Below are 24,402 nucleotides of genomic sequence, written 5' to 3' on the forward strand. Positions count from 1 at the left end.
AGCCCCTTGTCAGGAACCATTAATGTCTAATGCCGAAGATGAACTGAGCGATGGTTCTGAGCTTTCGGAGGCTGAAAACCCGAAAGCCTGGCGGCCTGTTGTGTGGATGGGCTTCTTCATTTTGATGTTCTTTTTCGGTGGTCTCGGACTGTGGGCGTCTCTGGCGCCGCTTGGTAGTGGGGCGATTGCGCAGGGGCAGCTTCAGGTTTCGTCAAATCAGAAAACCGTTCAGCATCTCGAAGGTGGGATCATTGAGGCGATCAATGTCAGGGACGGAGACCTGGTTCGCGAAGGTGACATTCTGATCAAGCTGGACGACACGCGGGTTCGGGTTGATTACGAGCTGCTCCACAAACAATTCCTTACACACCTTGGCAGCAAGGCACGGCTTGTGGCCGAGCGGGACGATCTTGCGGAGGTGAATTTCCCGTCCGAGCTCCTGTCGCAGTCGGCGGATGTGGATGTCGGCGAAGTGATTGCCGGTCAGAGGCGCCTTTTCGAGACCCGTATCAGTGCCCGTGACAGCCAGTTCGGGCTGCTTCGCCGCCGCATCCAGAAGACCCGCGAAGAAATCACGGCACTGGGAGCGCAGCAGCGGGCGGATGCTCGGCAGTACGAGTTGATCCAGGAAGAGATCGCGGATGTCCGTGTGCTGTATGAGAAAGGGCTGGAGCGCAAGCCGCGCCTGCTGTCTCTCGAGCGCACGGCGGTACAGCTGGAAGGCAGTATCGGAAACCGCAAGGCGCTGGTCGCGCGGGCCGAGCAGACCATTGCCGAGACCGAGTTCCAGTTGCTGAACACAGAAGAGCGCTTCAAGACCGAGGTGGAGACTAACCTGCGCCAGGTGCAGGATCAGATGATCGATCTGAAGGACCGTCTGAAAGGTGCGCGGGACGCGCTCGACCGGACCCGTATCCGGGCACCGCAGGACGGACGCGTCTATGGCCTTCGGTTCCATACCGTCGGTGGTGTTGTCGCTCCGGGCGAGCCGCTCATGGGCATTGTGCCACAGGGTGACACGCTGGTGGTGAAGGCGCGGATCGATCCGACCGATATTGACGTCGTCACAGTCGGTGCGGTGGCCAGTGTCCGGCTGACGTCTTTCAGTCAGCGCACCACGCAACCGATCGACGGCGAATTGGTGAGTATTTCCGCAGATATCGTGCAGCCCGAGCAGGGGGCTCCCTTCTATGAGGCTCGTGTCGTTCTTGATCTGGAAAGTCTCGCGAAACAGCCGAAACTGGAGCTTGTGCAGGGGATGCCGGCAACCGTGATAATCTCGACCGGCGATCAGACTTTGCTCGAATATCTGCTTGCCCCGCTGGTGCGCAGTTTCGAGCTGGGATTGAGGGAAAATTGATCCAATGAATGATGCATCCGATACCCGTTCCTTTCTTCCCTATGGCAGGCAAATGATCGACGAGGCCGACGAGCAGGCCGTTCTCGACGTGCTGCGCGGTGACTGGCTGACCACCGGTCCGGCGGTGGAAGCCTACGAGGCGGCCTTCGCCGAGCGTGTCGGTGCGAAACATGCGATTGCCTGTTCCAGCGGAACCGCGGGCCTGCACATGGCGGCGATTGCACTGGACCTCGATTTCGGCGACGTCGTCGTGGTCCCGAGCGTGACCTTCCTGGCCACGGCCAATGCTGCCCGTTACGTCAAAGCAGATGTCCTTTTCGCCGATGTGGATCCGGAAACAGGTGTGATGCGCCTGGAGGATGTGCAGCGGGCCATTGCCGGCATGTCGAAGGGAACGGTCAAGGCGATCTTCCCGGTGCATCTGACTGGGCATACGGTCAATGTGGATGAACTGGCAGCGGAGTTCCCTGAACTGGTGCTGGTTGAGGATGCCTGTCATGCAATCGGCGCCGAATACGAGATCGGCGGCAGTATGACGCCCGTCGGGTCCTGCCCGCACGGCGGTATCACGATGTTCTCGACCCACCCGGTGAAGACCATCGCAACGGGTGAGGGCGGCTTGCTGACAACCAACAGCGACCGTTTCGCGGAGACGCTGCGGCGGAGCAGGAACCACGGCCTCGTGCGGGAACCCGAGAAATTTTTGAACAAGCGCATGGGATTCGAGGATGGTGTCCCGGCTCCCTGGTATTACGAGATGCACGAGCCCGGCTACAATTACCGGCTTTCCGACATCAATGCCGCTCTTGGCCTGAGCCAACTGGGCAAACTCGACAGCTTCGTCGCCAAGCGCAGTGCGCTCCGGGCGCGCTATCAGGAGCTGCTGGACGCTCTTGGCCCGCATGTGGCGATGCAGAAGGTCGCTCCAGGCTGCAGTCCCGCCTGGCACCTCGCCGTGGCCCTGATCGATTTTGCGGCGCTGGACACCACACGGACAGCGGTTATGACAGCCCTGAAGGAGCGCGGGATCGGCACCCAGGTGCATTATATTCCGGTGCACCGCCAGCCTTATTACGCGAACCGGTACCAGCCCAAATCCCTGCCCGGCGCGGACGCCTATTACGCCCGATGTCTCAGCCTGCCGCTGTTCCCGGCGATGAGCGAAGACGATGTTGACCGGGTGGTTGAGGAGCTGACTAAGGCGCTCGGGATATAGGGGATTGAAACTGTCTCTTCCGCATATGCGGGAAACAGGGCAAAATAAAACGATTATAACGTCTTAGGAGGAGGCTCCGGACCGCATGAGCTATCAACCATTCTCGTTTGATACCGATCACATCGATCTTAATGGCAAAACGGTATTGGTCACCGGCGGCACAGGCTCCTTCGGCAAGGAATTCGTGCGCACTGCTTTGGCTTCCTCGGAAATGCGCCGCTGCATCGTGTTCTCACGGGACGAGCAGAAGCATTACGATATGGGCCAGGAATATCCATCGGTCCCCGGCAAACCAATCCGCTATTTCATCGGCGATGTAAGGGATGTGGACCGGCTGGAGCTGGCCATGCGCGGCGTTGATTATGTTGTCCATGCCGCAGCGATGAAGCATGTGCCGGCCGCCGAGTACAATCCGTTCGAATGCGTCCAGACCAACATCTATGGCGCCGAAAACATTGTGAAGGCCGCGCTCCGCACCGGGGTGAAGAAGGTGATCGCATTGTCGACGGACAAGGCGGCGAACCCGATCAATCTGTATGGCGCAACCAAGCTTGCCTCGGACAAGATCTTCGTTGCCGCGAACAACATCTCGGGTGCGGACGGCTGCAGGTTCTCTGTGGTTCGCTACGGTAACGTGATCGGCTCCCGCGGCAGTGTGATCCCGTTCTTCCGCAAGTTGATCGACGAGCAATCTCCGGATCTGCCGATCACTGACGAGCGCATGACGCGGTTCTGGATCACCTTGCAGCAGGGCGTGAACTTCGTGCTTTCTAGCATGGAGATGATGAAGGGCCGCGAGATTTTCGTGCCAAAGATCCCGAGCATGAAGATTACAGACGTGGCGAAGGCCATGGCTCCAGGCCTGCCGCTCCGCAATGTCGGCATCCGGCCGGGCGAGAAGCTGCACGAGGTGATGATCTCGGAAGACGATTCCCGCACGACCGTAGAGTTGGAAGATCGGTACGTCATCCTTCCTGCCCAGAGCGACCGGGTGCTGGATGACTATCTGGCGGAGGGGTACAAGATGGTGCCCGCCGAATTCCGCTATGCAAGCGATACTAATACGGATTGGCTGAGCGGCGACGAACTCAACAAGATGATGTCGTCGATCTGATCATTCAGGGACTGATCATCCTGCGGGCCGCGCCCTTCCTCGGTACGGCCCGCTAGATTCTAGTTCGTGACGATCTCCGGCCCCATGACCGCATTGGGCAGCACGGTCGAGATCCACGGCACGTAAGTCACGACAATCAGGAAGGCGAAGAGAACTGCCAGGAATGGCAGGGCAGCCTTCACCACGGCCATCATCGGCATCCCGGCGACACCTGAGGTGACGAACAGGTTGAGCCCGACCGGCGGTGTGATCATGCCGATCTCCATGTTCACCACCATGATGATGCCGAGATGGATCGGGTCGATGCCAAGTTCCATGGCGATCGGGAAAACCAGCGGCGCCACGATCACCAGCAGGCCCGACGGCTCCATGAACTGACCGCCGATCAGCAGGATCACGTTTACCGCGACCAGGAACATCACCGGCCCGAAGCCGTAGGCCAGCATGGTCTCTGTGATCTGTTGCGGCACCTGCTCGTCGGTGAGGACGTGCTTCAGGATCAGCGCGTTGGCGATGACGAATAGCAGGGTAATGGTGAGCTTGCCGGCATCGAACAGGGTCTTACGTGTGTCCGGATGATAGAGAGCCGTCAGCAACGCGCTGGGCTGGCGGAACAGGGAGACGTTCCGGGCTTCGCCGTCGGTCGCCAGCGGGCCCATGTCCCGATAAACGAAGGTGGCGATGATCCAGGCATAGACGGCGGCCACGGCTGCAGCCTCGGTCGGCGTGAATACGCCGCCATAGATGCCGCCCATGATGATGACGATCAGCAGGAGCCCCCAGGAGGCGTCCTTGGCGCTGGCATAGATCTCGCTCCACCCGGCCCATTCGCCTTTTGGCAGGTTCTTCCATTTCGCCATGATGTAGATCGCCGCCATAAGCGACAGGCCAGCCAGGAGGCCGGGAATGACACCGGCAAGGAACATGCGGCCGACCGAGACTTCCACGGCGGCGGCATAGACCACCATGACGATGGAAGGCGGAATCAGGATGCCGAGCGTGCCGGCATTGCAGATCACACCAGCGGCAAATTCCTTGGTGTAGCCGACCTGGCGCATGCCGGCGATCACGATGGTGCCGATGGCAACCACGGTCGCGGGCGAGGAGCCGGAGAGAGCGGCAAACATCATGCAGGCGAAAACACCGGCAATGGCAAGGCCACCGGGGAAGTGTCCGACGCAGGCGATGGAGAACCGGATGATCCGTTTCGCCACCCCGCCTGTCGACATGAAGGAGGAGGCGAGGATGAAGAACGGAATTGCCAGCAGGGTGTAATGCCCCTCGAAAGCGCTGAACAGGGTTTGCGCGATGGAGGCCAGGGACGAGTCAGAGAAGGCCAGCAGGAACAGGATGGATGACAGGCCAAGCGCGACCGCGATGGGGACCCCGATCAGCAGCAGCACGATAATGGCGAGGAAGAGAAGGGCGACTTCCATGGATCAGAGATCCTTCAGTTTTTTTGCGGCGTCTTCGACTGCGTCCTCGACTTCGTGGCTGGCAATCAGCCCTTCCATCCGGCCGCGCCAGATGGCGATACCGGCCATGACAAAGCGGATAAGCAGCAAGGCCATCGCGAATGGCAGGATGGCGTAGGGGACGAGACGGGGAATTTTCTCGTAGGCCTCGCCCTCGTTGAAGACGTCCTGCAACCAGTCGAGCGGTCGGAAGCCGAAAATGTCCGGCATCGGGGTATCTTCTGTCTCGTACCAGCCCTTGTCGCGGAACTTGTCCTCGAAGCCGAGCGGGAACCAGCGGCCGTCCGTGGCCGGCAGGTTTGCAAAGTTCGCCCAGTAATCCCAGGATCCCTTCAGCAGCAGGAAGGCATAGACAATGCAGACGGCGCAGGCGAGCAGCGCCAGGATCCGGCGTTTCGGCGAGGCGAGGCCCGCGGTGATAACGTCGACGCCCAGATGAGCTCGGATCTTGACTGCATAGGCAGCGCCAAGAAGCACGAGCCAGCCGAACAGGAAGACGGTGACTTCAAGTGCCCAGAGAATGCCTGAATCAAAAACATAGCGCGCGATCACATTGGCGAAAGTGATCACGGTCATCGACCCGAGGATCACCGCTGTTGCAGTTTCCTCAACCCGGTCGGTAAGGGGTTTCATCGTCATTGCGGGCGCCCCAGAAATAAGCGCGGTGCAGAGGGAGGTCCGCACCGCGCGACAAGGCTAAAGTCCGAGCTGCAGCCTTGGAGTTAGGCCTAGTTGTTCGCAGCCTGTGCGGCGGCGATGTTGTCGGCGCCGACGTCTTTTTCGAACTTGGCCCAGACCGGCTTCATCACTTCAACCCAGGCAGCACGCTGCTCCGGGGTCAGTGTGCGGACGATCCCGCCGGCCTTGATCACGGACTGCTTGGCGGCCTCGTTCACGGCGGTGGATTCCTGGTTCCGGGCCGCGGTCACTTCGGCAACGATCTTCAGGAACTGGTCACGCACGTCCGGCTTCAGGCTTTCCAGCCAGTCGACGGAGGTGACCAGCAGGTAATCGATGATGCCGTGGTTGGTCTCGGTGGTGCCGTCCTGCACTTCGAAGAACTTCTTGCCGTAGATGTTCGACCAGGTGTTTTCCTGACCGTCGACAACACCCTGCTGCAGGGCGCCATAGACTTCGGAGAAGGCCATCTTCTGCGGGGTGCCGCCGATTGCTTCCATCTGGGCGACGAGCACTTCGGAAGACTGCACGCGGAACTTCAGGCCGTTCGCGTCGGACGGCGTCAGCAGCGGCTTGCTGGCGGACATCTGCTTCATGCCGTTGTGCCAGTAGGCGAGACCCTGGAGGCCGCGACGCTGCATGCTGTCGAGCAGGCCCTTGCCGGCGTCGGAGCCCTGATAGGCTTCAACCGCGTTGATGTCCTTGAACATGAACGGCAGGTCGAACAGGCGAAATTTCTTGGTGAACTTCTCGAACTTGGACAGCGACGGAGCGGCGAGCTGCACGTCACCCTGGAGCATGGCTTCCAGGACCTTGTTGTCGTTATAGAGGGTCGAGTTCGGGAAAACCTGCATGCAGGCCTTGCCGTTCATTTCCTCGTTCACGCGCTTTTCCAGCAGCGATGCGGCGATACCCTTCGGGTGCCGGTCGGTGTTGGTGACGTGGCTGAATTTGATGACAACCTCGCCGTCATCGCAATTGGCATAAGCGGCGCCAGGCGCAATAAGGGCGGCAGCCGCCAGAGCGGCAGCGAAAAACTTCTTCATTGTGTCCTCCCGATAGACACGCGGTTGAATCCGCATAGGCTGTTACCTGAATTTGTCAGCTTCAACACGGCAATCGCCAAATCCTCTAAATTTTTTTTTCTTTAAAGTCAGTGCACTAACTTTTGCTAAAGTGCGCGTGAAATTGATTTGTCCGGTTTTTCGGACAAGTTTCCCCGAGATTTCGCACCCGTTTTCTGCGTCGGGAATGCGATCAACCGGCAGGATGCCATGTCACGGGTCAAAGCGATCGCTGTCACGCTCTGCGCGCTCTATGCGTTGGCCTCGTTGTTCGCGGGCTGGCTGGTCTATCGCTACGCCTATCTGGATACGCTCGACCGCCTGGAGGAGACCGGCCGTATCCGTGTGCAGCAGGCGAGCGATCGCCTGATGGGGCAGCTTTCCGGTTATTCCTACCTGATCAATCTGCTGGCCGGACACCCGCTGGTCATCCATAGCGTCGCCGGGGGAATTGACCCGGAAGCCGCTGACGATCTGCTGATCGACTCGGTTCTGACCTATGGCGCCGACCGGATCAGCATAACCGACACGGACGGTCGCGTGGTTGCATCCTCGTCTCCGGAGACTGAGCCTGACAGTATCGAGGGTGAGGTTAATACATCCCTGTTGCGCGCTGCGCTGAACGGGCGGCTCGGTCTGGAAGCGGCTTTTGACAAAGACGGCCGCAGGATGATCCGGCTCAGTCGGGGCGTCCTTGATGGGGCTGCTCCTGCGAAAGGCGTGATATTTGTGACCATCGATGTAGCAGCACTGGAATTCGAATGGGGAATCGATCCGGAGGCGATCTGTTTCTTCGATGCATCGCAAACCGTGTTCGCCTCTACCAGACAATCGCTGTTGCGCCGCCAGGACAAAAGTCTGGGTGATGGTGACCCTCGATTTGAACCATTTCCTCATCGCACGTTGCAGCGTGAAGGCGATCATGAGGTGTGGTCTTTCGCCAAGGTTTTCGAATTGCCGCAACGGGCTCTTGTCGTGACGAGGGAGCTGCCGCAGGTGAACATGACGGCACGCGGCTTTCTGGATACCGCTCCGGCCCGGACCGCCGCCATCCTGCGCGGGCTGCTGACCGGGACCCTGTTGGGTGCATTTGGGCTGGCCATGCTGATCGCGGCGCTTTGGCGACGGCGTATGGCAGACCGGCTGGCAATCGAGGCAGCGGTCAATGCACGACTCGAGGAACGGGTCGAACGGCGGACGGCGGAATTGAAAGCGGCACAGGATCAACTTCTCCAGGCCTCCAAATTGAGCGCTCTTGGTGAAATGTCGGCAGGCATTAGCCACGAGCTCAATCAACCGCTCGCTGCCATTCTGAATCTGTCCGAGAACGGACGAAAGCTGCTGGATCGAAGCCGGCTCGATGAGGCCGGTGAAAACCTTACCCAGATTGCGGGGCAAGTGCAGCGGATCGACAAGATCATTCGGAATCTGCGTGCTTTCGCACGGAACGAGGGCGAGGGTGGAGAACCCGTGGATTTGGGGGCGGCCGTGGACTACGCAGTCGGGCTCACTCTGCCGACACTGGACAAGGCCGCCATCGCTGTTTCCTGGGCCTCGCCCGAGCAGCCGGTGCTGATCAGGGGCGGCGAAGTGCGTCTGCAACAGGTCGTGGTCAATATCCTGACCAATGCACAGGATGCGATGGCAACGTCGGACATGAAGCGGATCGATGTGACGCTGCAAACCGAGGCGGGGGAAGCGGTTCTGGAATTTGCCGATACCGGCCCTGGTATTTCCGACCCGTCCCGGGTGTTCGAGCCGTTTTACACAACAAAGGAATTGGGTGCCTCGAAAGGGCTCGGCCTTGGCTTGTCGATTTCCTATGGGATCGTCCGCAGCTTCGGTGGGACGCTTTCCTGCCATAACAGTGCGAATGGCGGGGCTGTCTTCACCGTTCGCCTTCCATTCATCGATAGGGCGGTACAATGACCGGACAGGTGCTTCTGATCGAGGATGACGATGCACTTCGCAACTCGCTGATGCAGACGCTTGAGTTGGCCGACCTCTCTGTGATCCCGGCGAGCAATTATGTCCAGGCCAAACGCACCATTCGCGCGAACTTTCCGGGTGTCATCCTCTCCGATATCCGGATGCCGCATCAGGATGGCTTCTCCGTGCTGTCGGCGGCGCAGGGGGCCGACCCGGAATTGCCGGTGATCCTGCTGACGGGACACAGCGATGTGCCGACGGCCATGCGGGCAATGAAAGAGGGCGCCTACGAATACCTGGAAAAACCGGTCGGCACGGAGCGTCTGGTCGATGTCGTGCTCCGGGCGATCGAGCACAGAGACCTTGTGCTGAAATCCCGCCGGATCGAGCGCGCGCTTGAGCGTAGCGACGCGGCGGCCCGGAGTTTCCCCGGCTCGGGACCGGTCTCGACGGCACTTCGCACGGCGCTCCGCAGGGTTGCCGCCAGCGACTGTCACGTTCATCTGCATGGTCCAAAGGGGACGGGCAAGAAAGAGGCAGCTTTTGCAATCAATGCTCTTTCGCCGGAGCCACGTGCGTTTCTGACGCTGAACCTGCTGCACGCAGCGGCAGGCTCCGTGCGCCGCCTGAACCTGCCCGCGGGCGCGGCAGACTTGTCTTTGAAAAGCGTCGAATGCGCCACACCGGAACAGGTCGAGGATGTGCGCGCACTGATCCATCGTTGTCCGGAATTGCGCGTCATATCATCGTCCGTCGCGTCGCTGGCAGAGCTGGAGCACCTGGAGCCGGGCGCGGAAGGCACGACGGTGGTGGAAATCCGGGTTCCGTCACTTGACGAGCGCCGGGACGATCTGCCCGAGATTTTCGAAAATTTCCTGCGCCTGGCGGTGCGGAGTCTCGACGCGGACATGCCGGAGATTTCGACAGCCACCCTGACGGACATCATGACCCGGCCTTGGCCGGGCAGCCTGCCGGAATTGCGCAGTTTTGCGATGACCTACGCTCTGGGGGCAACGGTTCAAAGCGACGGCGCCGGGCAGGGCACGCTGGCGGAGCAGGTGGAAGCGTTCGAGAAGATGGTTCTGACGGAGACGCTGAAGCGCACCAACGGAAAGGCGGCGGAAGCTGCGAGAGTGCTTGGGGTGCCGCGCAACACATTTTATGACCGGCTGGCACGTTTCGGACTGTCCGCAAAGGATTTCCGGGGAAGCTGAGCGCAAGCAGGGCGCCTCTAATCTAAATGCTTTCTGGTGGAAACCTGTTTGGCATTCAGAGATTCAGCGGTGGCTCTTTGTCTTTCTTGGTCCAGCCGATCAGCTGAATGGCGGGGAATATCCAGAGGAAGCCGGCAATCGGATAAAATATCAGCTCGGCCAGCCAGTGTTGCGGCAGCACATGGTTCGCGACTGTTACGACTCCCGCGATATAAGCGATCAGGCCGACGATCATGATGATGCCGCCGAGGGCAGTGCGCCAGCGCATGGGGGACTCCGTTCCGTTTGGTCGGCTTCGATATGCGCCGGACGGGGATAGTGTCAACCGTTGCGGAAAGGTCCCGCGTTCATGAAAAATTGAGACGGTCGGCTTAATCATCCTGTTTGCGTCTCTTCCGTCGCTGGGAAGCGAGACTTTGATGTCTCCCTCGCTCTAAGGCCTGCCTTTGAGCGCAAGCGCGCAACCGACCCGATACGGACCCTTTTAAATGAGAATGCTTGGTCACCCTATTGTTGCCTTGATGATTTCCGTCGCGCTCCTCTGGACCGCGAACGGGCTGTTTCACAGTCTGATTGCCCTGCGTATGAGTCAGGAGGGTTTCGATACGACAGTCGCCGGTCTGGTGACTGCTGCGTACTTCATTGGCCAGCTTGTCGGGGCTGTGTTCTGTGGGCGGGTCATCGAGAGCGTTGGCCATGTTCGCTCATTTGCAGCCTTTGCCTCGATTATCTCGGCCTGCGCCGTTGCCCACGCAATATTTGTCGATCCCTATTTCTGGTCTCTGCTGCGTTTTGGAACAGGCATTTGCATCGCCGGAGCGTTGATGGTGGCGGAAAGCTGGCTGAACGGTGCGGTCTCGAACAAACAGCGCGGCGGAATGCTCTCCATCTATGTTGTGGTGATCTATTTCGGCATGGCGGCCGGTCAGCAGATCCTGAATATTTCGCCGCCGACCAGCTTCATTCTGTATAGCGTGGCATCGATCCTGTTCTCGCTCGCCCTGGTGCCGTTGTCGCTGGCCAGCCGGGCGACGGCGGGCGAGCTGGCGCCATCTCGTCTCAGCATGGTCGAGCTGTACAAGGTCTCGCCGCTCGGCATGATCTGCAGTTTCGCCAGTGGCGTCCTGGGGGCGGTCGTCATGGGGCTTGGTCCGATCTTCGGTAACCAGATCGGCTTCTCGGTTGCCCAGATTGCCACCATGATGACAGTCACCATGTTCGGCGGGCTGTTGCTGCAATATCCGATCGGCAAGCTATCGGACTATTTCGATCGTCGTACCGTTATGGCGGTTGTGCTCTTCGCCGTGGGCGGGGTGTCGCTTGCCATTGCCCTGCTTTTCAATGGCGGGACATTCATGTTTCTGGGTCTGATGGTGGTCTTCGGCGGGCTGAATTTCGCGCTGTATCCCCTGGCTATTTCCCACGTGAACGACCATGTCGAAGCCTCCGACCTGGTGCCGGCCGCGGCCGGTATCCTGATCGCGGCGAGCCTGGGGTCGTCCATAGGCCCGATTGTTGGTGCCTTTGCCATGGATCGTGTTGGGCCTGGCGGCCTGTTCCAGTTTACCGCCTTTGTCGGTTTTTCCGTTGCAATCTTCGCTGTCTACCGGATGCTCCGCAGCGCGGCGCCGACCATGGAAGAGCAGGGACCTTATGTCGCCTATGCCACGACATCGGCTGTCGCGGCCGAACTCGATCCGCGCGGCGAGTTTATCGAGGAGGTCGAGCCGAACGTCATGGACGAGAACCTGCCGAAGGATTTCTCCTACGACGAGGTCATCGAATCCGCGGTGGAAGGCGAGACCGAGGAATGGGTTCAGGCGAACTCTTCGCCGTAATAGAGCGTCGAGACGTGTTTTGCCTCGGCGAAATAGAGCCAGCGTTCAAGCACCACGCCGATGCTGCCTGAGATCGCTGCAAGCAGGACGAGGCCGCTTGCCATGATGCCGGAGCCGGGCATGACAAGTACCGCTGTGAGGACGGCAACAGGGATCAGAAGACCGAAGAGGCCGGCGAGTTGCCGGAGCTTCAGCGCATGTTTCCGGCCGATCTTGTAGCCCATCTCGCGCATCACGTAGGTTTCCGACGTTGTCGGTCCCTCCAGCAGCCGCACGGCTCCGAGGTTGGATAGCCCGGTGGCGGTGCCGGATGTTGCTGTCGGTGCCGCGTTGTCGGTCGCGGTCCAATAGCGCCATTTGATCGCCGCCGAGAGCAGCAGGAAGCCAGCCGTTGGAAGTGCCACCGGCTGCAACTCTCCGCCGGAGAGCGCCAGAATTGGCAATATCCAGAGCCCTCCGGTCGCCATCGCCATGGCGAGATAGCCCGGCACGGTGAAGCCGTTGTGCCAGCGCGGGATGGTCTTCAGGCTCTGATAGATCATCGCCGTGCAATAGACCGTGACCATGGCCAGCACAGCGGCGACCAGTCCGGCGATGCTCCAAACGCCATCGTTGCGGCCGATCAGCACCCAGCCGGCGGCAAACAGAAGCGCCGGGATATAGGTCAGCACCGCGGCCAGGCCCTCGCGGGACAGCCAGGAGCTGCGCCATTGGCTCATCGCGCGCCAGGCCCGTTCCGGATGCCCGAGATGGAAAGTGGAGCTTAGCAGTCCGGCGGTGACGAGGCCGAGGGCAAGCGGAAGACCGATCCAGCCGATCAGCGGATCTGCATCCCCGGTCAGAGCAGCATAGAGCGCGAGCCAGACCAGCAGGCCGTATCCGGCGCCGGAGGCGGTGGTGAAGAAGATGACAGAAAGGGCGGGATGCATCTGCGGGCCTCAGCGGGAAAGCATGGTGTCGAGCCAGCCGAGCAGGCCGCTGGCGCCGGAAGTCGTCTCACCTGCGGGAACCCGTTGGGCGAGGTCGGCAAGACGTTCCGGCATACCGAAATCCTCGGCCTTGTCCCGGCGCGGGCGCGGCGGCAGGTAGCGGTTCACCGGCTTGTAGCCCATCTCCGGCATCAGCTCGTAACCCTCACGCTCGGCGACCAGTTTCGAGACATCGGAGTCCGGATCGCCGAGGTCGCCGAAATGCCGTGCGCTGGCGGGACAGGTGGAGACACAGGCCGGAACCCGGTCCTGCTCTTCCAAGTTTTCATTGTAGATCTTGTCGACGCAGAGGGTGCATTTCTTCATCACGCCTTCGGTCTTGTCGTACTCTCGCGCACCATAGGGGCAGGCCCAGGAGCAGAGCTTGCAGCCGATGCAGAGATCCGCGTTTACCAGAACGATGCCGTCCTCGGCCCGCTTGTAGGAGGCGCCGGTCGGACAGACGGTAACGCAGTCCGGTGTCTCGCAATGCAGGCAGGAGCGCGGGAAATGCACCGTGCGGGCGTCTTCGCCTTCACCGGCTTCATAGGTGTGGATGCGGTTGAACCAGACACCCCAGGCACCTTCGTCGCCGTCTTCCTCGGCATCGCCGCTATAGGCGTTCCAGTCCGTCAGCGGCGCCGAATGTCCGCTGGTGTTCCATTCCTTGCAGTTCACGGCGCAGGCATGGCAGCCGACGCAGATGTCGAGATCGATGACGAGGCCGAGTTTCTTGCCTCCGGCCGAGGCGGGAGTAGCGGTTGGCAGGCAGGTCATTGGCCGCGCCTCCCTTTGTACTGGAGCGGCCCTTTCGGCCGTTCCGCCGTCGGTGCTGTCTTCAGGATCGGGAATTGCGGTTCCGAAACTGTCTCCGGCCGGTCATCCGCCGCTTTCTCGATCCTGACCCGAAGATCGTACCAGGCAGCCTGGCCTGTGACCGGGTCCGCGTTGGCATAGCGGTAGCCGTCCTTGCGTGCGGGCAGCAGCTCGGAGATCACGTGGTTCAGCAGGAAGCCCTTGGTCGCTTCCGGCGCATCCTTGCCGAGGTTCCAGGCGCCGCGGCGCTTGCCGATGGCGTTCCAGGTCCAGGCGGTGTCCGGGTTGACGCCTTCCATCAGTTTGACCGGCACCTTGATCTGGCCGTGATGGGAGGTGACATAGACCCAGTCCCCGTCCGCGATGCCGAGCTTTTCGCCTTGCTTCCGGTTCATGAAGAGCGGGTTCTTGCCGTGTAGCTGCCGCAACCAGGCATTCTGGCTGCCCCAGGAATGATACATCGCAGCCGGGCGCTGGGTGATCGCGTGCATCGGGAAGCTGTCGGTATCGACCTGGCTTTCCTCGAAGGGCTGATACCAGATCGGCAGCGGGTCGAAATAGCGTTTGATCCGGTCGCGGTCCTTCTCAGGTGGCTGGTTCGCGCCATGTCCTTCGGCCGCCAGCCGGAACTGCTGCAGCGGCTCGACATAGAGCTGCATGATGATCTGGTTCGGCGCACCGATGAACCCCAGCTTCGTCGCCGTTTCCAGATAGGTCTTGTTGGCGTGCTTGTAGTATCGCTCTTCCGGCTTGAACTCGTGCCGCCAGAAGCATTCGTTCTCCACGTAACGCTTGAGCTGGTCCGGGTTCGGCGCGCCCTTGCCGCCTTCGGTGCCGTCCGCGCCGCGCCAGCCCGCCAGCGGGCCGATGCCCGGGGCGCGTTCGTGGTTGGCGATATAATCGGGATAGCCGCCCGGATATTTCGCCGAGCCGTCCTCGTGCGTCAGGCCCGGCAGGCCGAGGCGGACGCCGAGATCGATCAACACTTCCTGGAACGGCCGCACGTCCCGGTCTGGTGCCACGACGGGCTGGCGGATAGAGTCCGCCGCCCCGTCAGCGTCGCAGATCGGCCGGTCCAGCAGGGAGATGCAGTCCCAGCGCTCCAGATAGGTCGTGTCCGGCAGGACAAGATCCGCATAGGCCACCATCTCGGAGGCATAGGCGTCGGAATAGATGATCTTCGGAATCCGGTATTCGCCGGTTTCCGGGTCCTTGTCCGTCAGCTTCTCCATCGTGCCCTTGGAATTCATCGTCGAATTCCAGCTCATGTTCGCCATGTACATGAACAGGGTGTCGATAGGATACGGGTCCTGTGCCCAGGCATTGTGGATGACCATGTGCATCATGCCGTGCACGGCCATCGGCGCATCCCAGGAGAAGGCCTTGTCGATCCGTGCCGGGTTGCCGGCATCGTCCACGAGCAAGTCATCAGGGCCCATCGGGAAGCCGAGCGGGGGACCAGCCATCGGGGTGCCGGGCTTGATCTGTTCCGTGCGGCCGACAGGTTTCAGCGGCGGTGGCGCAGGGCGCGGGAAGGGCGGCTTGTAGCGGAAGCCACCCGGGCAATCGATGCTGCCGAGCAGCATCTGCAGGACATGCAGGGCGCGGCAGGTATGGAAGCCGTTGGAATGGGCGGAGATGCCGCGCATCGCATGCATGGCGACGGGACGGCCGATCATCTTCTCATGGCGTCGTCCGGCCCAGTCTGTCCAGGGCACGTCGAGGGTGATTTCCTGCTCGAACGCGGCATGGGCGATCTCGGCAGCCAAGCGCTTGATCGTCGCGGCATCAAGGCCGGTCTGTGCGGCAACGGCATCCGGCGCATAGGACGGATCGAGATAACGCTCTGCCAGCAGCTTGAAGGACGGTACAGCCTTGCGGCCGTCCGGCAGGACATGCTCTCCGGCGAGATCAGGCGTAATGTCTGCTTCCAGCGCAGAGACCACCGTGCCGCTGCTCTTGTCGAAGGCGAGCGGGCGGCCCTCGGCATCGCGGGCGAACAGGCCATGATCGGCCGCGCCGGGGTCCTGGATTACCAGCCAGGGCGCGTTCGTATAGCGCACCAGATATTGCAGATCGACTTTGCCGGCGCGCAGCAGCTCATGCACCAGCGCCAGAATGAACAGTCCGTCCGTGCCGGGACGGATGCCAACCCATTCATCCGCGATGGCGGAATAGCCGGTCTTCACCGGATTGACGGAAACGAACTTGGCGCCGCGGGTCTTGATGTGCCCGAGGCCCATCTTGATCGGGTTCGAATCATGATCCTCGGCGACGCCGAACATCATGAAGAACTTCGTGTGCTCCCAGTCCGGCTCGCCAAACTCCCAGAAGGAGCCGCCGATGGAATATAGCCCTGCTGCCGCCATGTTGACGGAACAGAAGCCGCCATGGGCCGCGTGGTTCGGGGTGCCGAACTGGCTGGCCCACCAGCCGGTCAGCGACTGGGACTGGTCGCGCCCTGTGAAGAAGGCGAGCTTGCGCGGGTCGCTCTTGCGGATGTCGCCGAGCCATTCGGCGGCAGTTGCAAGGGCTTCGTCCCACTCGATCTCCTTGAACTCTCCGCTGCCGCGTTCGCCGACCCGTTTCATCGGCTTGGTCAGCCGCGCCGGTGAGTAATGCTGCATGATCCCGGCGGACCCCTTGGCGCAGAGGACGCCCTTGTTCACCGGGTGATTTTTATTGCCCTCAATGTAACGGATCGTGCCGTCGCGCAGGTGTACTTTGATGCCGCAGCGGCAGGCACACATGTAGCAGGTTGTGAACTTGGTTTCGTCGGACACGGTTGGTGACGTGTCGACTAATTCAACCACCGTTTCGAACGGGTTGATGCTCATTATCTCTCCGGGGCGGGAAGGCCTGAACGGCGCATCGGCTTATTATTTTCCGAGACAATAGCAGGACCGGTCCGAAAAAGTCAGGATCGAAACAAGACTTTTTCTTCCATCCGGAAATGGTGGTCGAATTAACTTTAGCTGCGTAACGGGTCAGGTCACGGCGTCGATCTGCTCGTCGGAAAGATTGCCCGGAACAATGGTGATTGGAACACGCATCCGTGCGGCGCCCTTGCCAGTCATATAGGTGACAAGAGGTCCCGGGCTTTCACCCTGGGTGTTCGCGCCGAGCACAAGAACGGAAATGCTCGGCTCCTCGTCGATCAGGTTGAGCAACTCGTCCCGGGTGGAGCCTTCGCGGACATAGATGATCGGGATTTGTCCGGAGATTTCGACAACTTTTTCGGAGAGCTGGCCGAGCAATGCCTCGGCATCCTCGCGGGCCTCCTCGCGCATCAGTTCGCCGACACCCATCCAATGCTGGAACTCCTGTGGCTCAATGGAGCGGAACAGAGCTACATGGCCACCGCTGTGGCGGGCCCGTCGGCAGGCAAAACGCAGGGCGATCTGCATCTCTTCGCTGTCATCGACAACGACGAGAAAAACCCGTGGCTTCGATCCGTCCGTCAATTGACTCATGCGTGCTGTCCGTTCTGCCGGTACTGGGTTCAGACTTTACGGAAAACTGCGGCGGCAAGCCAGCCTGCGGCGACGGCGATCAGAATTGCGACCAGCCCGTAGATTGCTGAACGTTCGTGCGCGAAAGTGTAAACCTCTGCGCCGACACCGACTTTCTCCACCAGTAACGGCGTTGTCTGGGCGTGAACGACACGGCCCCCGCGGATCAGGTAGACGACGGCAGTGTAGGTCCCGGTTGCCAGATTGGCCGGGAAATGGACCTGGGTTCGAAACAGTTTGCCTGCGATTATCGTGACCTGGCCGGGCTCGGTCGCATAGAGGCCCTGTGCCTGTTTCCGCCGCACCAGGGCCGTGCGGAAAGTCTTCTCGTCGTTGGGCTGTAGCTTGTCGCCGCTTGAGGTCGCGCGCAGCCGCAGGTGGTTCGCACCGATCTGCTGGCGTTCCAGGACTTCCGGGGGTGCGATTTCTTCCAGCGGTCTGGTGGCTGCGACAGCATAGAAGTTCGGCGCGCTTTTGAACTGCATGCTGCGGGTATTCATCCAGATACCGGCAACCCGTTCCTTGCGCCGGACGGTTATCGCCTCGCGCGGACCCGAGACCGTGACGACAATATCGCCATCATCGTCGACAGAGCCGAACAGAAGGAGATCCGCGCCGGTAAAACCTGTCGTGATATCGACCCGGTGGCTGGAAAGATCGGCGATCAGGTCCTGCGCATTAGCCGTGCCAGTGGCTCCGTAGCTCAATGTGAGGGCGGCAAGCAGCAGGATGCCTAATTTTGTGAGATTTTTCATCCGCCTAGCCATTGTGGGTCAGCACGATGGAATAGAGGTCGTCCGGCGTGACCACCAGATCGAATGCGAGCTTCAGGCAGACGGAAACCACCATCAGGGCAAGCAGGCCCCGTAGCTGTTCACCTTTGAGCTTGACGGCAAACTGGCTGCCGAACTGGGCCCCGACGACAGCCCCTACCAACAGCAGGATGGCAAGAACGACATCGACGGTCTGTGTCGATATGGCTTGCAGGAAGGTCACGTTGGCAGTCACGAAAATGATCTGAAGCAGCGAGGTGCCGACCACCATGGATGTCCGCATGCCAAGCATATAGATCATCGCGGGCACCATGATGAAACCACCGCCGACGCCCATGATGGCTGACAGGATGCCGACTAAACAGCCGATCCCGAGCGGCAGCAGGGCGCTGATATAGAGCTTGGATTTCCGGAACCGGATCTTGAACGGCAGGCCGTGCATCCACGTGTGCTGATGCAGTTTCCGGCGACGTCCGCCACTCTGTCGGACCTGCAGGATGGTGCGGACGCTTTCCAGCAGCATCAGGCCGCCGATCACGCCGAGAAAGACCACGTAGCAGAGTTTGATCACCAGATCGATCTGGCCGAGGCTTTCCAGGAATTTGAACAGCAGGACGCCCAGGGTCGAGCCGACGATGCCGCCGGCCAGCAGGACGAAGCCCATGGTGAAATCCAGATTGCCGCGTCGCCAGTGGGCGATAACGCCTGAGATCGAGCTGGCGACAATCTGATTGGCGCCGGTGCTGACCGCAACGGGTGCTGGAACCCCGATGAAAATCAGGATGGGAGTCATGAGGAACCCGCCGCCGACACCAAAAAGGCCGGAGAGGAAGCCGACGGCGCCGCCCATAGCCAGAATGGTGAGGACGTTTACCGACATCTCTGCGATGGGCAGGTAGATGTACATAGGCCCCGCGGGGACGGTCAGGGATAAACCAGATACCGGATGACAGCAGACACAATCACCCGAACGATTCCATCTTTAATAACAGAAAAGTATGCGGTGAGGCCACGACTAGTTTGTAGTGGTTCTAATGATTTAGCCGGAAGATGTTTCGGCTGTTGTTTCGTCGCCACTGTCACTTTCCAGGGTGGCACCGATTTCGGCCTTCAGGGCGACGAAACGGGTATCGGTTCTGATGAGGGCAGCGCGCGGCCGGGGCAGGTCGATATGGACCTCCTGGAGAATGCGCCCCGGCCGGCCGCTCATCACAAGCACTCTGTCGGAGAGGAACACAGCTTCCTCGATATCGTGCGTTACCAGCAGAGCGGAGATGCCACGTTCCATCAGAAGCCCGGCCAGCCAGACCTGCATTTTTGCCCGGGTCTGCTGATCAAGTGCGCCGAAAGGCTCGTCCAGCAACAACAGATCCGGTCCGCCCGCAAGAGTACGTGCCAATGCCGCCCGTTGCTGCATGCCACCGGAGAGGGCGGGTGGATAGAAGGTTTCGAATCCTTCCAGCCCCACCGCGTTTATCAGTTCCGCGGTCACATCCGATGCCTGGGGCCGGGAGAGTGACCGGAAACGGGTTCCGAACGCGATATTCCGTTCCACCGTGAGCCAAGGGAAAAGAGCGGGTTGCTGGAACACCATGCCCCGCCGCGGGCTCGGGCCGGTCACCGCCTCGCCATCGAACGCAATTTGACCGTCACGCAGCGTTATGAGGCCGGCCACCAGTCGCAGCAGCGTCGACTTCCCGCATCCCGATGGCCCAACAATCGTGAGGAACTCGCCATCCGACAGAGAGAAACCGGCTGGCCCAACGGCATGCACCGCAGTTGCCGACGACATTGCACCAAACTGGTGCCGGACGTTCTCCAGAATAAGTTTCGTCACGATGATCGACCCGTCCTTTTGGATTGGTACTCTGCCAGAGAATGCTTTATTCGAAATCGACCGTTAACCGGTTGTGGAAAAATAATGCCTCCGGTGTACGTTTTCGCACAGACTACGTTTCAAATATGAAATGGAGTGCGTATCATTGGTTGAACGTTCGGCGTTCGTGCCGGAGGAGTCCTGAACCATGTTGAACGCGATCCTGAAGGCCATAGGCCTTTCCTCGAAAGATGAAAGACGCCAGTTCGAACGCTATCCTGTTACCTCGCCAATTGAGGTGACGGTGGCCGGCAAGGCGCACAATTGCATCATTGATAATGTTTCGGTCGGCGGTCTCCGGCTGGAACCGCCGGTGGATGCGGAACCCGGCGCCGATTTGACGATCAAGCATCCCGAGTCCGGACTCAATCTGACCGGCCAGCTGATCGGCAACGATACCGACGGTTCGCGAATCAGCTTCAAGTCATCGGAGGCTGGGGCGGTGGTGTCTGTCTGGCTCCGGATGATGCACGAGCAACTGAGCGAGGAATCGCGCCCGGAGTGAGCGCTTGCGATCCCGGTTCAGCCTGCCAATCGAAGCCTCGCCGCAGCGGATGCCTAGTCTGCTGCGAGAGTTGAGACGATCCTGTCGGCAACCCTGTCCGGGCTGATATCCGCCATACGATCGGTGCCGTAGCTCAATTCACCGAACGGCATGATGGCATCGATCCTGGTATCTTCCATCATCGGCGGGGAGCCGCCGAACAGGCCGACAGACCGGATTCCTGTCGCGGCGGCCAGATTGAGGGCCCCGGTGTCGTTACCAACCGCGATGTCCGTTACTGCAATGACGGCAGCGGTTTCCAGAATCGGCTGGGTCACCATGGGAACCATCCAGTTCGGCCGCCCGAAGCGGGTGTGCAGGCGGTCCGCAAGATCAGATTCGCCCGACCCGCCGATCAGGAAAATGCTGCCGCCGGTTTCCCGGTGCAGGCGGTCGGCGAGGGCTCCGAAGTTTTCGGCACCCCATTGTTTGAAGGGCTCGCTGGCGCCGATGACGAAACTGATCCACGGGCGGGGCAGGTCGGCAAACCGACGCATGTTCTCCTCACGCATGGCCTCCGGGACAGGGAGGTTGGGCATCGATTCCAGCTTCGGCACGGAATGGTTCAGCAGGAGCTGGTTCGCTTTTTCGATGGCCGTAAATTTTCGGGCCTGGCGTGAAAGGCTGTGTTGTGATGTCAGAAACGCATCCTGCCAGCCGATGCCGTACCCGATCCGCTCGCCGATCCCGGCACGCCAGGTCGCAAGCCCGTAGCGGGCTGAAGCGTGCAGGATCCAAACGGTCTCGAATCCGTAGGGTTTGAGCGCGGCACCGAGACGGAAGCCACCGAAAATCCCGCGGTCCCGCTCGTCATCGAGCCACAATACATCCCGTACACAGTCCATCTGCTGGAACAGAGAATCCGCCAGAGAGCGTTTCTTGGTCAGCAGAGTGACCGTTTTTTCCTTGGTTTGCGCGGCAATGCTTTTCAGGTGCGGCAAAAGCCAGATTGCATCGCCGATGCCTGGCAGCGGCTGGATGACGAGCGTGCCGCCGATATGGCGTGGGTTCACTCCGGCGTTTTCAGCTTCCACGTCTCACGGCTCCCGAAGTGGCTGCGCTTGCGGTCAGGTCCCGGCTACACCACAATGCGCCTCGTTGTCACAAGCTTTTCCGATATTTGAATGATCCGTCTTTATCAGACCATGGCAGGGGCGCGCCACGGCGGCGCCGAAGTGTTTTTCGAACGGCTGGTCTCTGCCATGGCGAAGCCTGAGCGCGGGGCGGTTGTGACGCAGCGCGTGGCGATCCGCCGGGATGAGCGGCGTGCCGGCATTTTGCGTTCGGCGGGTGTCGATTTCACCGAACTGGGCTTTGGCGGCGCGCTCGACTTTCTGACGCCCTGGCAGTTGCGAAAGGACATCCGGGCTTTCGCGCCCGATGTCGTGCTGGCCTGGATGAACCGTGCGGCGTCGAAAACGCCGCCGGGCGATTATATCCGCGCCGGCCGGATCGGCGGTTATTACGACATCAAATATTATCGTGGCTTCGATCACCTGATCTGTAATGCGCCGGGGCTGATCGATCATGTGACGGGGCAGGGCTGGTCATCGGAGCGGGCGCACTACCTGCCTAATTTTGTCGATGCCGCGCCGGGGCAGGTTCTGGACCGTAACGTATTCGGGACGCCGAAGGATGCGCCGCTGTTGCTGGCGCTGGGCCGGTTGCACCGGAACAAGGCCTTTGACGTTCTCATTCGCGCTCTCGCCAAGGTGCCGGATGCATATCTCTGGATCGCGGGAACCGGACCGGAAGAGGGGGCATTGAAGGCGCTTGCGATGGAGATCGGGGTCGCGCCGCGCGTTGTCTTTCTTGGATGGCGTGACGATACGGCGGATCTGCTGGCCACTGCGGATCTTCTGGTCTGTTCCAGCCGGGTCGAGGGGCTTGGCAATGTCGTTATCGAAGCCTGGGCGCGTGACCGCCCCGTGGTGGCCGCCCGGAGTGAAGGTCCGATGCACCTGATCCGAGATGGCGAAACCGGTTTGCTGGCGGACCTTGAGGATGCGGAAGGGTTGGCGGCGCAGCTGAAAGCGGTGATTGCCGACAAGGCGCTGGCCGCGTCACTGGTTGCCGCTGGGCGTGCCGAATATGAAGCCAAATTCAGCGAGGACACGGTAGTGCGCCAGTATCTGGAGCTGCTCTCGTCTTTCCGGCGTTAGCACGGGCTACTTCAGGTAAATTTTCGGAACAGCTTCGTCCTGTCGAACAGTTGCTCAAGAGTTTTCATCCTGTCCCGGGTTTCTTCCCAGCGTTCTGTCTCCACCGCCGCGATCAGCGCTTCCAGAATGAACATGATGACGACCGAGCTGTCCCAGGCCGACGGTGCTTCGATACGGGCGCGGAAACCGTGGCTGGCATGTTTCGCGGCGGGCGAACCCCACTGATCCGTAAATAGCACGAGTTGGGCTCCCTGTTCGGTCGCCATCTCGGCGAGCCGGTGGATGTCATGCTCGTAGCGCCGGATGTCGAACGCTACCAGTACATCGCCTTCCGTCATGTTCAGAACGTAGTGTGGCCAGGTGTTTGAGTTCGCCGGGATCAGCGTCACCCGGTCGCGAATAACCTGCATGTGGGTGAATAGATAATCGGCCATGGAGCGGCTGATGCGGCCGCCGACGACGTAGATATTGCGGGACGGATCGGAAAGCAGATCAACCACCGCATCGAAATCCTCGAGATCCAGTTGCTGCAGCGTCTGGCGCAGGTTGTCCGTCACCGCGTCGGCAAAGCGGTTCAGGATATGGGTGTCGGGCGCGTTCGCTGCCCAGTTATCGTGCTTGGTTATGGGGTTGGAGAGCGTTGCTTCCAGTTCTGTCCGGAGTGCTGTCTGCAGTTCAGGAAAGCCGCCATATCCCAGCTTCCGGGCCATCCGGGCCACAGTGGGAGCGGAGACTTCGGCGGTCTCCGCCAGTGCCGTGATCGTCCCAAGTCCGGAGACCGGATAGTTTTCCAGAATCACATTGCTCAGTTTCCGCTCCGCATGCGTAAGCGTTTCAAACAGGCGGCTGATGCGTTCCGCGACGGTCCCTGCTGAGGTTTCCGACACTCGATCCTCCCGGTCAGCGCTTTGGCGCCGCTCTTTGCTCTGAAAATAATGCTACATTCTGAATTTCAGAGAAGAAGAATTTTCAGAATTAATCTTGACTGCCTGATCAAAACTGAAAAGATGCCCGCAAGAGGCAGGGGAGAATACGAGTGGCGACGATGGCTCAGCCGCAATCCGGGGTGCCCGTTTGGGGCGACCCGGTGCGGGTCACCAATGAGAACGGCCTCGGGCCGGCCATCGTTGTTTGCGAACACGCCTCGAATTTCATTCCTCCTCATTTGAACGATCTCGGTCTCGAAGCGGATGTCCGCGAAAGTCATGTGGCCTGGGACCCGGGTGCCCTGGCTGTAGCGAGCACTATCGCGACGACGCTGGATTGCCCGCTGGTGGCGGCCTCTATTTCCCGGCTGGTCTATGACTGCAATCGTCCGCCGAGTGCCGAGAGTGCCATGCCTGCGGTCAGCGAGATCTTCCCGATCCCGAGCAATCAGGACCTTTCGGATGCAGCACGGTCGGAGCGGGTGGATCGGATCTATAACCCTTTCCATGCTGCGGTCAGCGCCGTCATCGAGCGGCGACTTGAGGCTGGTACCGAGCCTGCCATCGTCACCATTCATTCCTTTACGCCGACCTATCACGGTGTCAGGCGCCCGTTCGAAATAGGCATCCTGCATGACGAGGACTCCCGGCTTGCGGATGCCATGCTCGACAGGGCGGAGGTTTTCAATGGTCTGGATGTGCGACGGAACGAGCCTTACGGTCCGGTGGACGGGGTAACACACACATTGCGGCGGCATGCACTGCCGCGCGGCCTGCTCAATGTGATGATCGAAATCCGCAATGATGTGATCCGCCAGCCGTCCGAGCAGACGGCGATGGCACAGGTTTTTTCGGACGTAATCGGGGACGCGATCAGCCGCTGCACCGGATCCGACCGGCCTTCCGCCGGTAATTCAGTCCTTCACAAGGCGTAAGA

22 protein-coding genes are annotated in these 24,402 nt (G+C 60.5%); 9 read left to right on the plus strand and 13 right to left on the minus strand.

From position 1 onward, the window contains the following. Positions 1 to 22 precede the first annotated feature (22 nt). From VOI22_RS02115 to pseB, 3 genes are all read left to right on the plus strand, one after another. A complete protein-coding gene (locus tag VOI22_RS02115) occupies positions 23 to 1,360 on the plus strand; it encodes an HlyD family type I secretion periplasmic adaptor subunit (RefSeq protein ID WP_323794943.1) in 1,338 nt (445 codons plus the stop codon). 4 nt (positions 1,361 to 1,364) lie between these two features. Then, entirely contained in the window at positions 1,365 to 2,576 is a 1,212-nt protein-coding gene (gene pseC, locus VOI22_RS02120) for a UDP-4-amino-4,6-dideoxy-N-acetyl-beta-L-altrosamine transaminase (RefSeq protein ID WP_323794944.1), read from the plus strand. An 85-nt stretch (positions 2,577 to 2,661) separates the two neighbouring features. Continuing rightward, on the plus strand, positions 2,662 to 3,690 hold the full coding sequence (gene pseB / locus VOI22_RS02125; protein WP_323794945.1) for a UDP-N-acetylglucosamine 4,6-dehydratase (inverting): 1,029 nt from the start codon (positions 2,662 to 2,664) through the stop codon (positions 3,688 to 3,690). A gap of 59 nt (positions 3,691 to 3,749) precedes the next feature. Here pseB and VOI22_RS02130 read toward each other — a convergent pair whose 3' ends face one another. From VOI22_RS02130 to VOI22_RS02140, 3 genes are all read right to left on the minus strand, one after another. Further along, the gene (locus VOI22_RS02130; RefSeq protein WP_323794946.1) at positions 3,750 to 5,126 is read right to left on the minus strand and encodes a TRAP transporter large permease; all 1,377 of its coding nucleotides are present in this window, start codon (positions 5,124 to 5,126) and stop codon (positions 3,750 to 3,752) included. Between the two features lie 3 nt (positions 5,127 to 5,129). After that, a complete protein-coding gene (locus VOI22_RS02135) occupies positions 5,130 to 5,804 on the minus strand; it encodes a TRAP transporter small permease (protein WP_323794947.1) in 675 nt (224 codons plus the stop codon). 89 nt (positions 5,805 to 5,893) lie between these two features. Continuing rightward, positions 5,894 to 6,889 carry a DctP family TRAP transporter solute-binding subunit gene (locus VOI22_RS02140; RefSeq protein ID WP_323794948.1) on the minus strand — a complete coding sequence of 332 codons (996 nt, stop codon included), beginning with the start codon at positions 6,887 to 6,889 and terminating at the stop codon, positions 5,894 to 5,896. Between the two features lie 228 nt (positions 6,890 to 7,117). Here VOI22_RS02140 and VOI22_RS02145 point away from each other — a divergent pair, with 228 nt between their 5' ends. Both VOI22_RS02145 and VOI22_RS02150 read left to right on the plus strand, forming a co-directional pair. Continuing rightward, complete coding sequence (locus VOI22_RS02145; protein ID WP_323794949.1) at positions 7,118 to 8,836, plus strand: sensor histidine kinase; 1,719 nt, start codon at positions 7,118 to 7,120, stop codon at positions 8,834 to 8,836. Further along, complete coding sequence (locus tag VOI22_RS02150; protein WP_323794950.1) at positions 8,833 to 10,050, plus strand: sigma-54-dependent transcriptional regulator; 1,218 nt, start codon at positions 8,833 to 8,835, stop codon at positions 10,048 to 10,050. Before VOI22_RS02145 ends, VOI22_RS02150 begins: the two co-directional genes overlap by 4 nt. 55 nt (positions 10,051 to 10,105) lie before the next feature. Here the strand turns inward: VOI22_RS02150 and VOI22_RS02155 are convergent, their stop codons facing one another. Continuing rightward, complete coding sequence (locus tag VOI22_RS02155) at positions 10,106 to 10,318, minus strand: DUF2842 domain-containing protein (RefSeq protein WP_323794951.1); 213 nt, start codon at positions 10,316 to 10,318, stop codon at positions 10,106 to 10,108. A 220-nt stretch (positions 10,319 to 10,538) separates the two neighbouring features. On the opposite strand from VOI22_RS02155, the gene VOI22_RS02160 reads away from it, so the two are divergent. After that, entirely contained in the window at positions 10,539 to 11,888 is a 1,350-nt protein-coding gene (locus tag VOI22_RS02160) for an MFS transporter (protein WP_323794952.1), read from the plus strand. Here VOI22_RS02160 and VOI22_RS02165 read toward each other — a convergent pair. The 7 genes from VOI22_RS02165 to VOI22_RS02195 all read right to left on the minus strand — a co-directional run bounded on the left by VOI22_RS02165 (position 11,867) and on the right by VOI22_RS02195 (position 19,794). Continuing rightward, positions 11,867 to 12,817 (minus strand): dimethyl sulfoxide reductase anchor subunit family protein, encoded by a 951-nt coding sequence (locus tag VOI22_RS02165; protein WP_323794953.1) that lies wholly within the window; start codon positions 12,815 to 12,817, stop codon positions 11,867 to 11,869. The genes VOI22_RS02160 and VOI22_RS02165 overlap by 22 nt on opposite strands. Positions 12,818 to 12,826: 9 nt before the next feature. Beyond that, on the minus strand, positions 12,827 to 13,633 hold the full coding sequence (locus VOI22_RS02170) for a 4Fe-4S dicluster domain-containing protein (protein WP_323794954.1): 807 nt from the start codon (positions 13,631 to 13,633) through the stop codon (positions 12,827 to 12,829). Beyond that, complete coding sequence (locus VOI22_RS02175; protein ID WP_323794955.1) at positions 13,630 to 16,509, minus strand: molybdopterin oxidoreductase family protein; 2,880 nt, start codon at positions 16,507 to 16,509, stop codon at positions 13,630 to 13,632. Before VOI22_RS02175 ends, VOI22_RS02170 begins: the two co-directional genes overlap by 4 nt. A 150-nt stretch (positions 16,510 to 16,659) precedes the next feature. Next, positions 16,660 to 17,145, minus strand: coding sequence for a universal stress protein (locus VOI22_RS02180; RefSeq protein WP_323794956.1), 486 nt, complete (start codon positions 17,143 to 17,145; stop codon positions 16,660 to 16,662). A 29-nt stretch (positions 17,146 to 17,174) separates the two neighbouring features. After that, positions 17,175 to 17,939, minus strand: coding sequence for a TIGR02186 family protein (locus VOI22_RS02185; protein WP_323794957.1), 765 nt, complete (start codon positions 17,937 to 17,939; stop codon positions 17,175 to 17,177). Between the two features lie 4 nt (positions 17,940 to 17,943). Next, positions 17,944 to 18,864, minus strand: a complete 921-nt coding sequence (locus VOI22_RS02190; protein WP_323794958.1) for a sulfite exporter TauE/SafE family protein — start codon at positions 18,862 to 18,864, stop codon at positions 17,944 to 17,946. Positions 18,865 to 18,996: 132 nt separating this feature from the next. Further along, entirely contained in the window at positions 18,997 to 19,794 is a 798-nt protein-coding gene (locus VOI22_RS02195) for an ABC transporter ATP-binding protein (RefSeq protein WP_323794959.1), read from the minus strand. A gap of 187 nt (positions 19,795 to 19,981) precedes the next feature. On the opposite strand from VOI22_RS02195, the gene VOI22_RS02200 reads away from it, so the two are divergent. Next, positions 19,982 to 20,338 carry a PilZ domain-containing protein gene (locus VOI22_RS02200; protein WP_323794960.1) on the plus strand — a complete coding sequence of 119 codons (357 nt, stop codon included), beginning with the start codon at positions 19,982 to 19,984 and terminating at the stop codon, positions 20,336 to 20,338. A gap of 53 nt (positions 20,339 to 20,391) precedes the next feature. On the opposite strand, the gene VOI22_RS02205 is transcribed toward VOI22_RS02200, so the two are convergent. After that, positions 20,392 to 21,411, minus strand: coding sequence for a glycosyltransferase family 9 protein (locus tag VOI22_RS02205; RefSeq protein ID WP_323794961.1), 1,020 nt, complete (start codon positions 21,409 to 21,411; stop codon positions 20,392 to 20,394). A gap of 90 nt (positions 21,412 to 21,501) precedes the next feature. Between VOI22_RS02205 and VOI22_RS02210 the strand changes: the two genes are divergently transcribed. Continuing rightward, entirely contained in the window at positions 21,502 to 22,539 is a 1,038-nt protein-coding gene (locus VOI22_RS02210) for a glycosyltransferase (protein WP_323794962.1), read from the plus strand. An 11-nt stretch (positions 22,540 to 22,550) separates the two neighbouring features. Here VOI22_RS02210 and VOI22_RS02215 read toward each other — a convergent pair whose 3' ends face one another. Continuing rightward, positions 22,551 to 23,426, minus strand: a complete 876-nt coding sequence (locus VOI22_RS02215; protein ID WP_323794963.1) for a MurR/RpiR family transcriptional regulator — start codon at positions 23,424 to 23,426, stop codon at positions 22,551 to 22,553. Positions 23,427 to 23,584: 158 nt separating this feature from the next. Here VOI22_RS02215 and VOI22_RS02220 point away from each other — a divergent pair, with 158 nt between their 5' ends. Beyond that, positions 23,585 to 24,400 carry an N-formylglutamate amidohydrolase gene (locus tag VOI22_RS02220; protein WP_323796277.1) on the plus strand — a complete coding sequence of 272 codons (816 nt, stop codon included), beginning with the start codon at positions 23,585 to 23,587 and terminating at the stop codon, positions 24,398 to 24,400. Positions 24,401 to 24,402 lie beyond the last annotated feature (2 nt).

The organism is Nisaea sp., assembly GCF_034670185.1.
In the GTDB taxonomy this organism is placed as follows: Bacteria; Pseudomonadota; Alphaproteobacteria; order Thalassobaculales; family Thalassobaculaceae; genus Nisaea.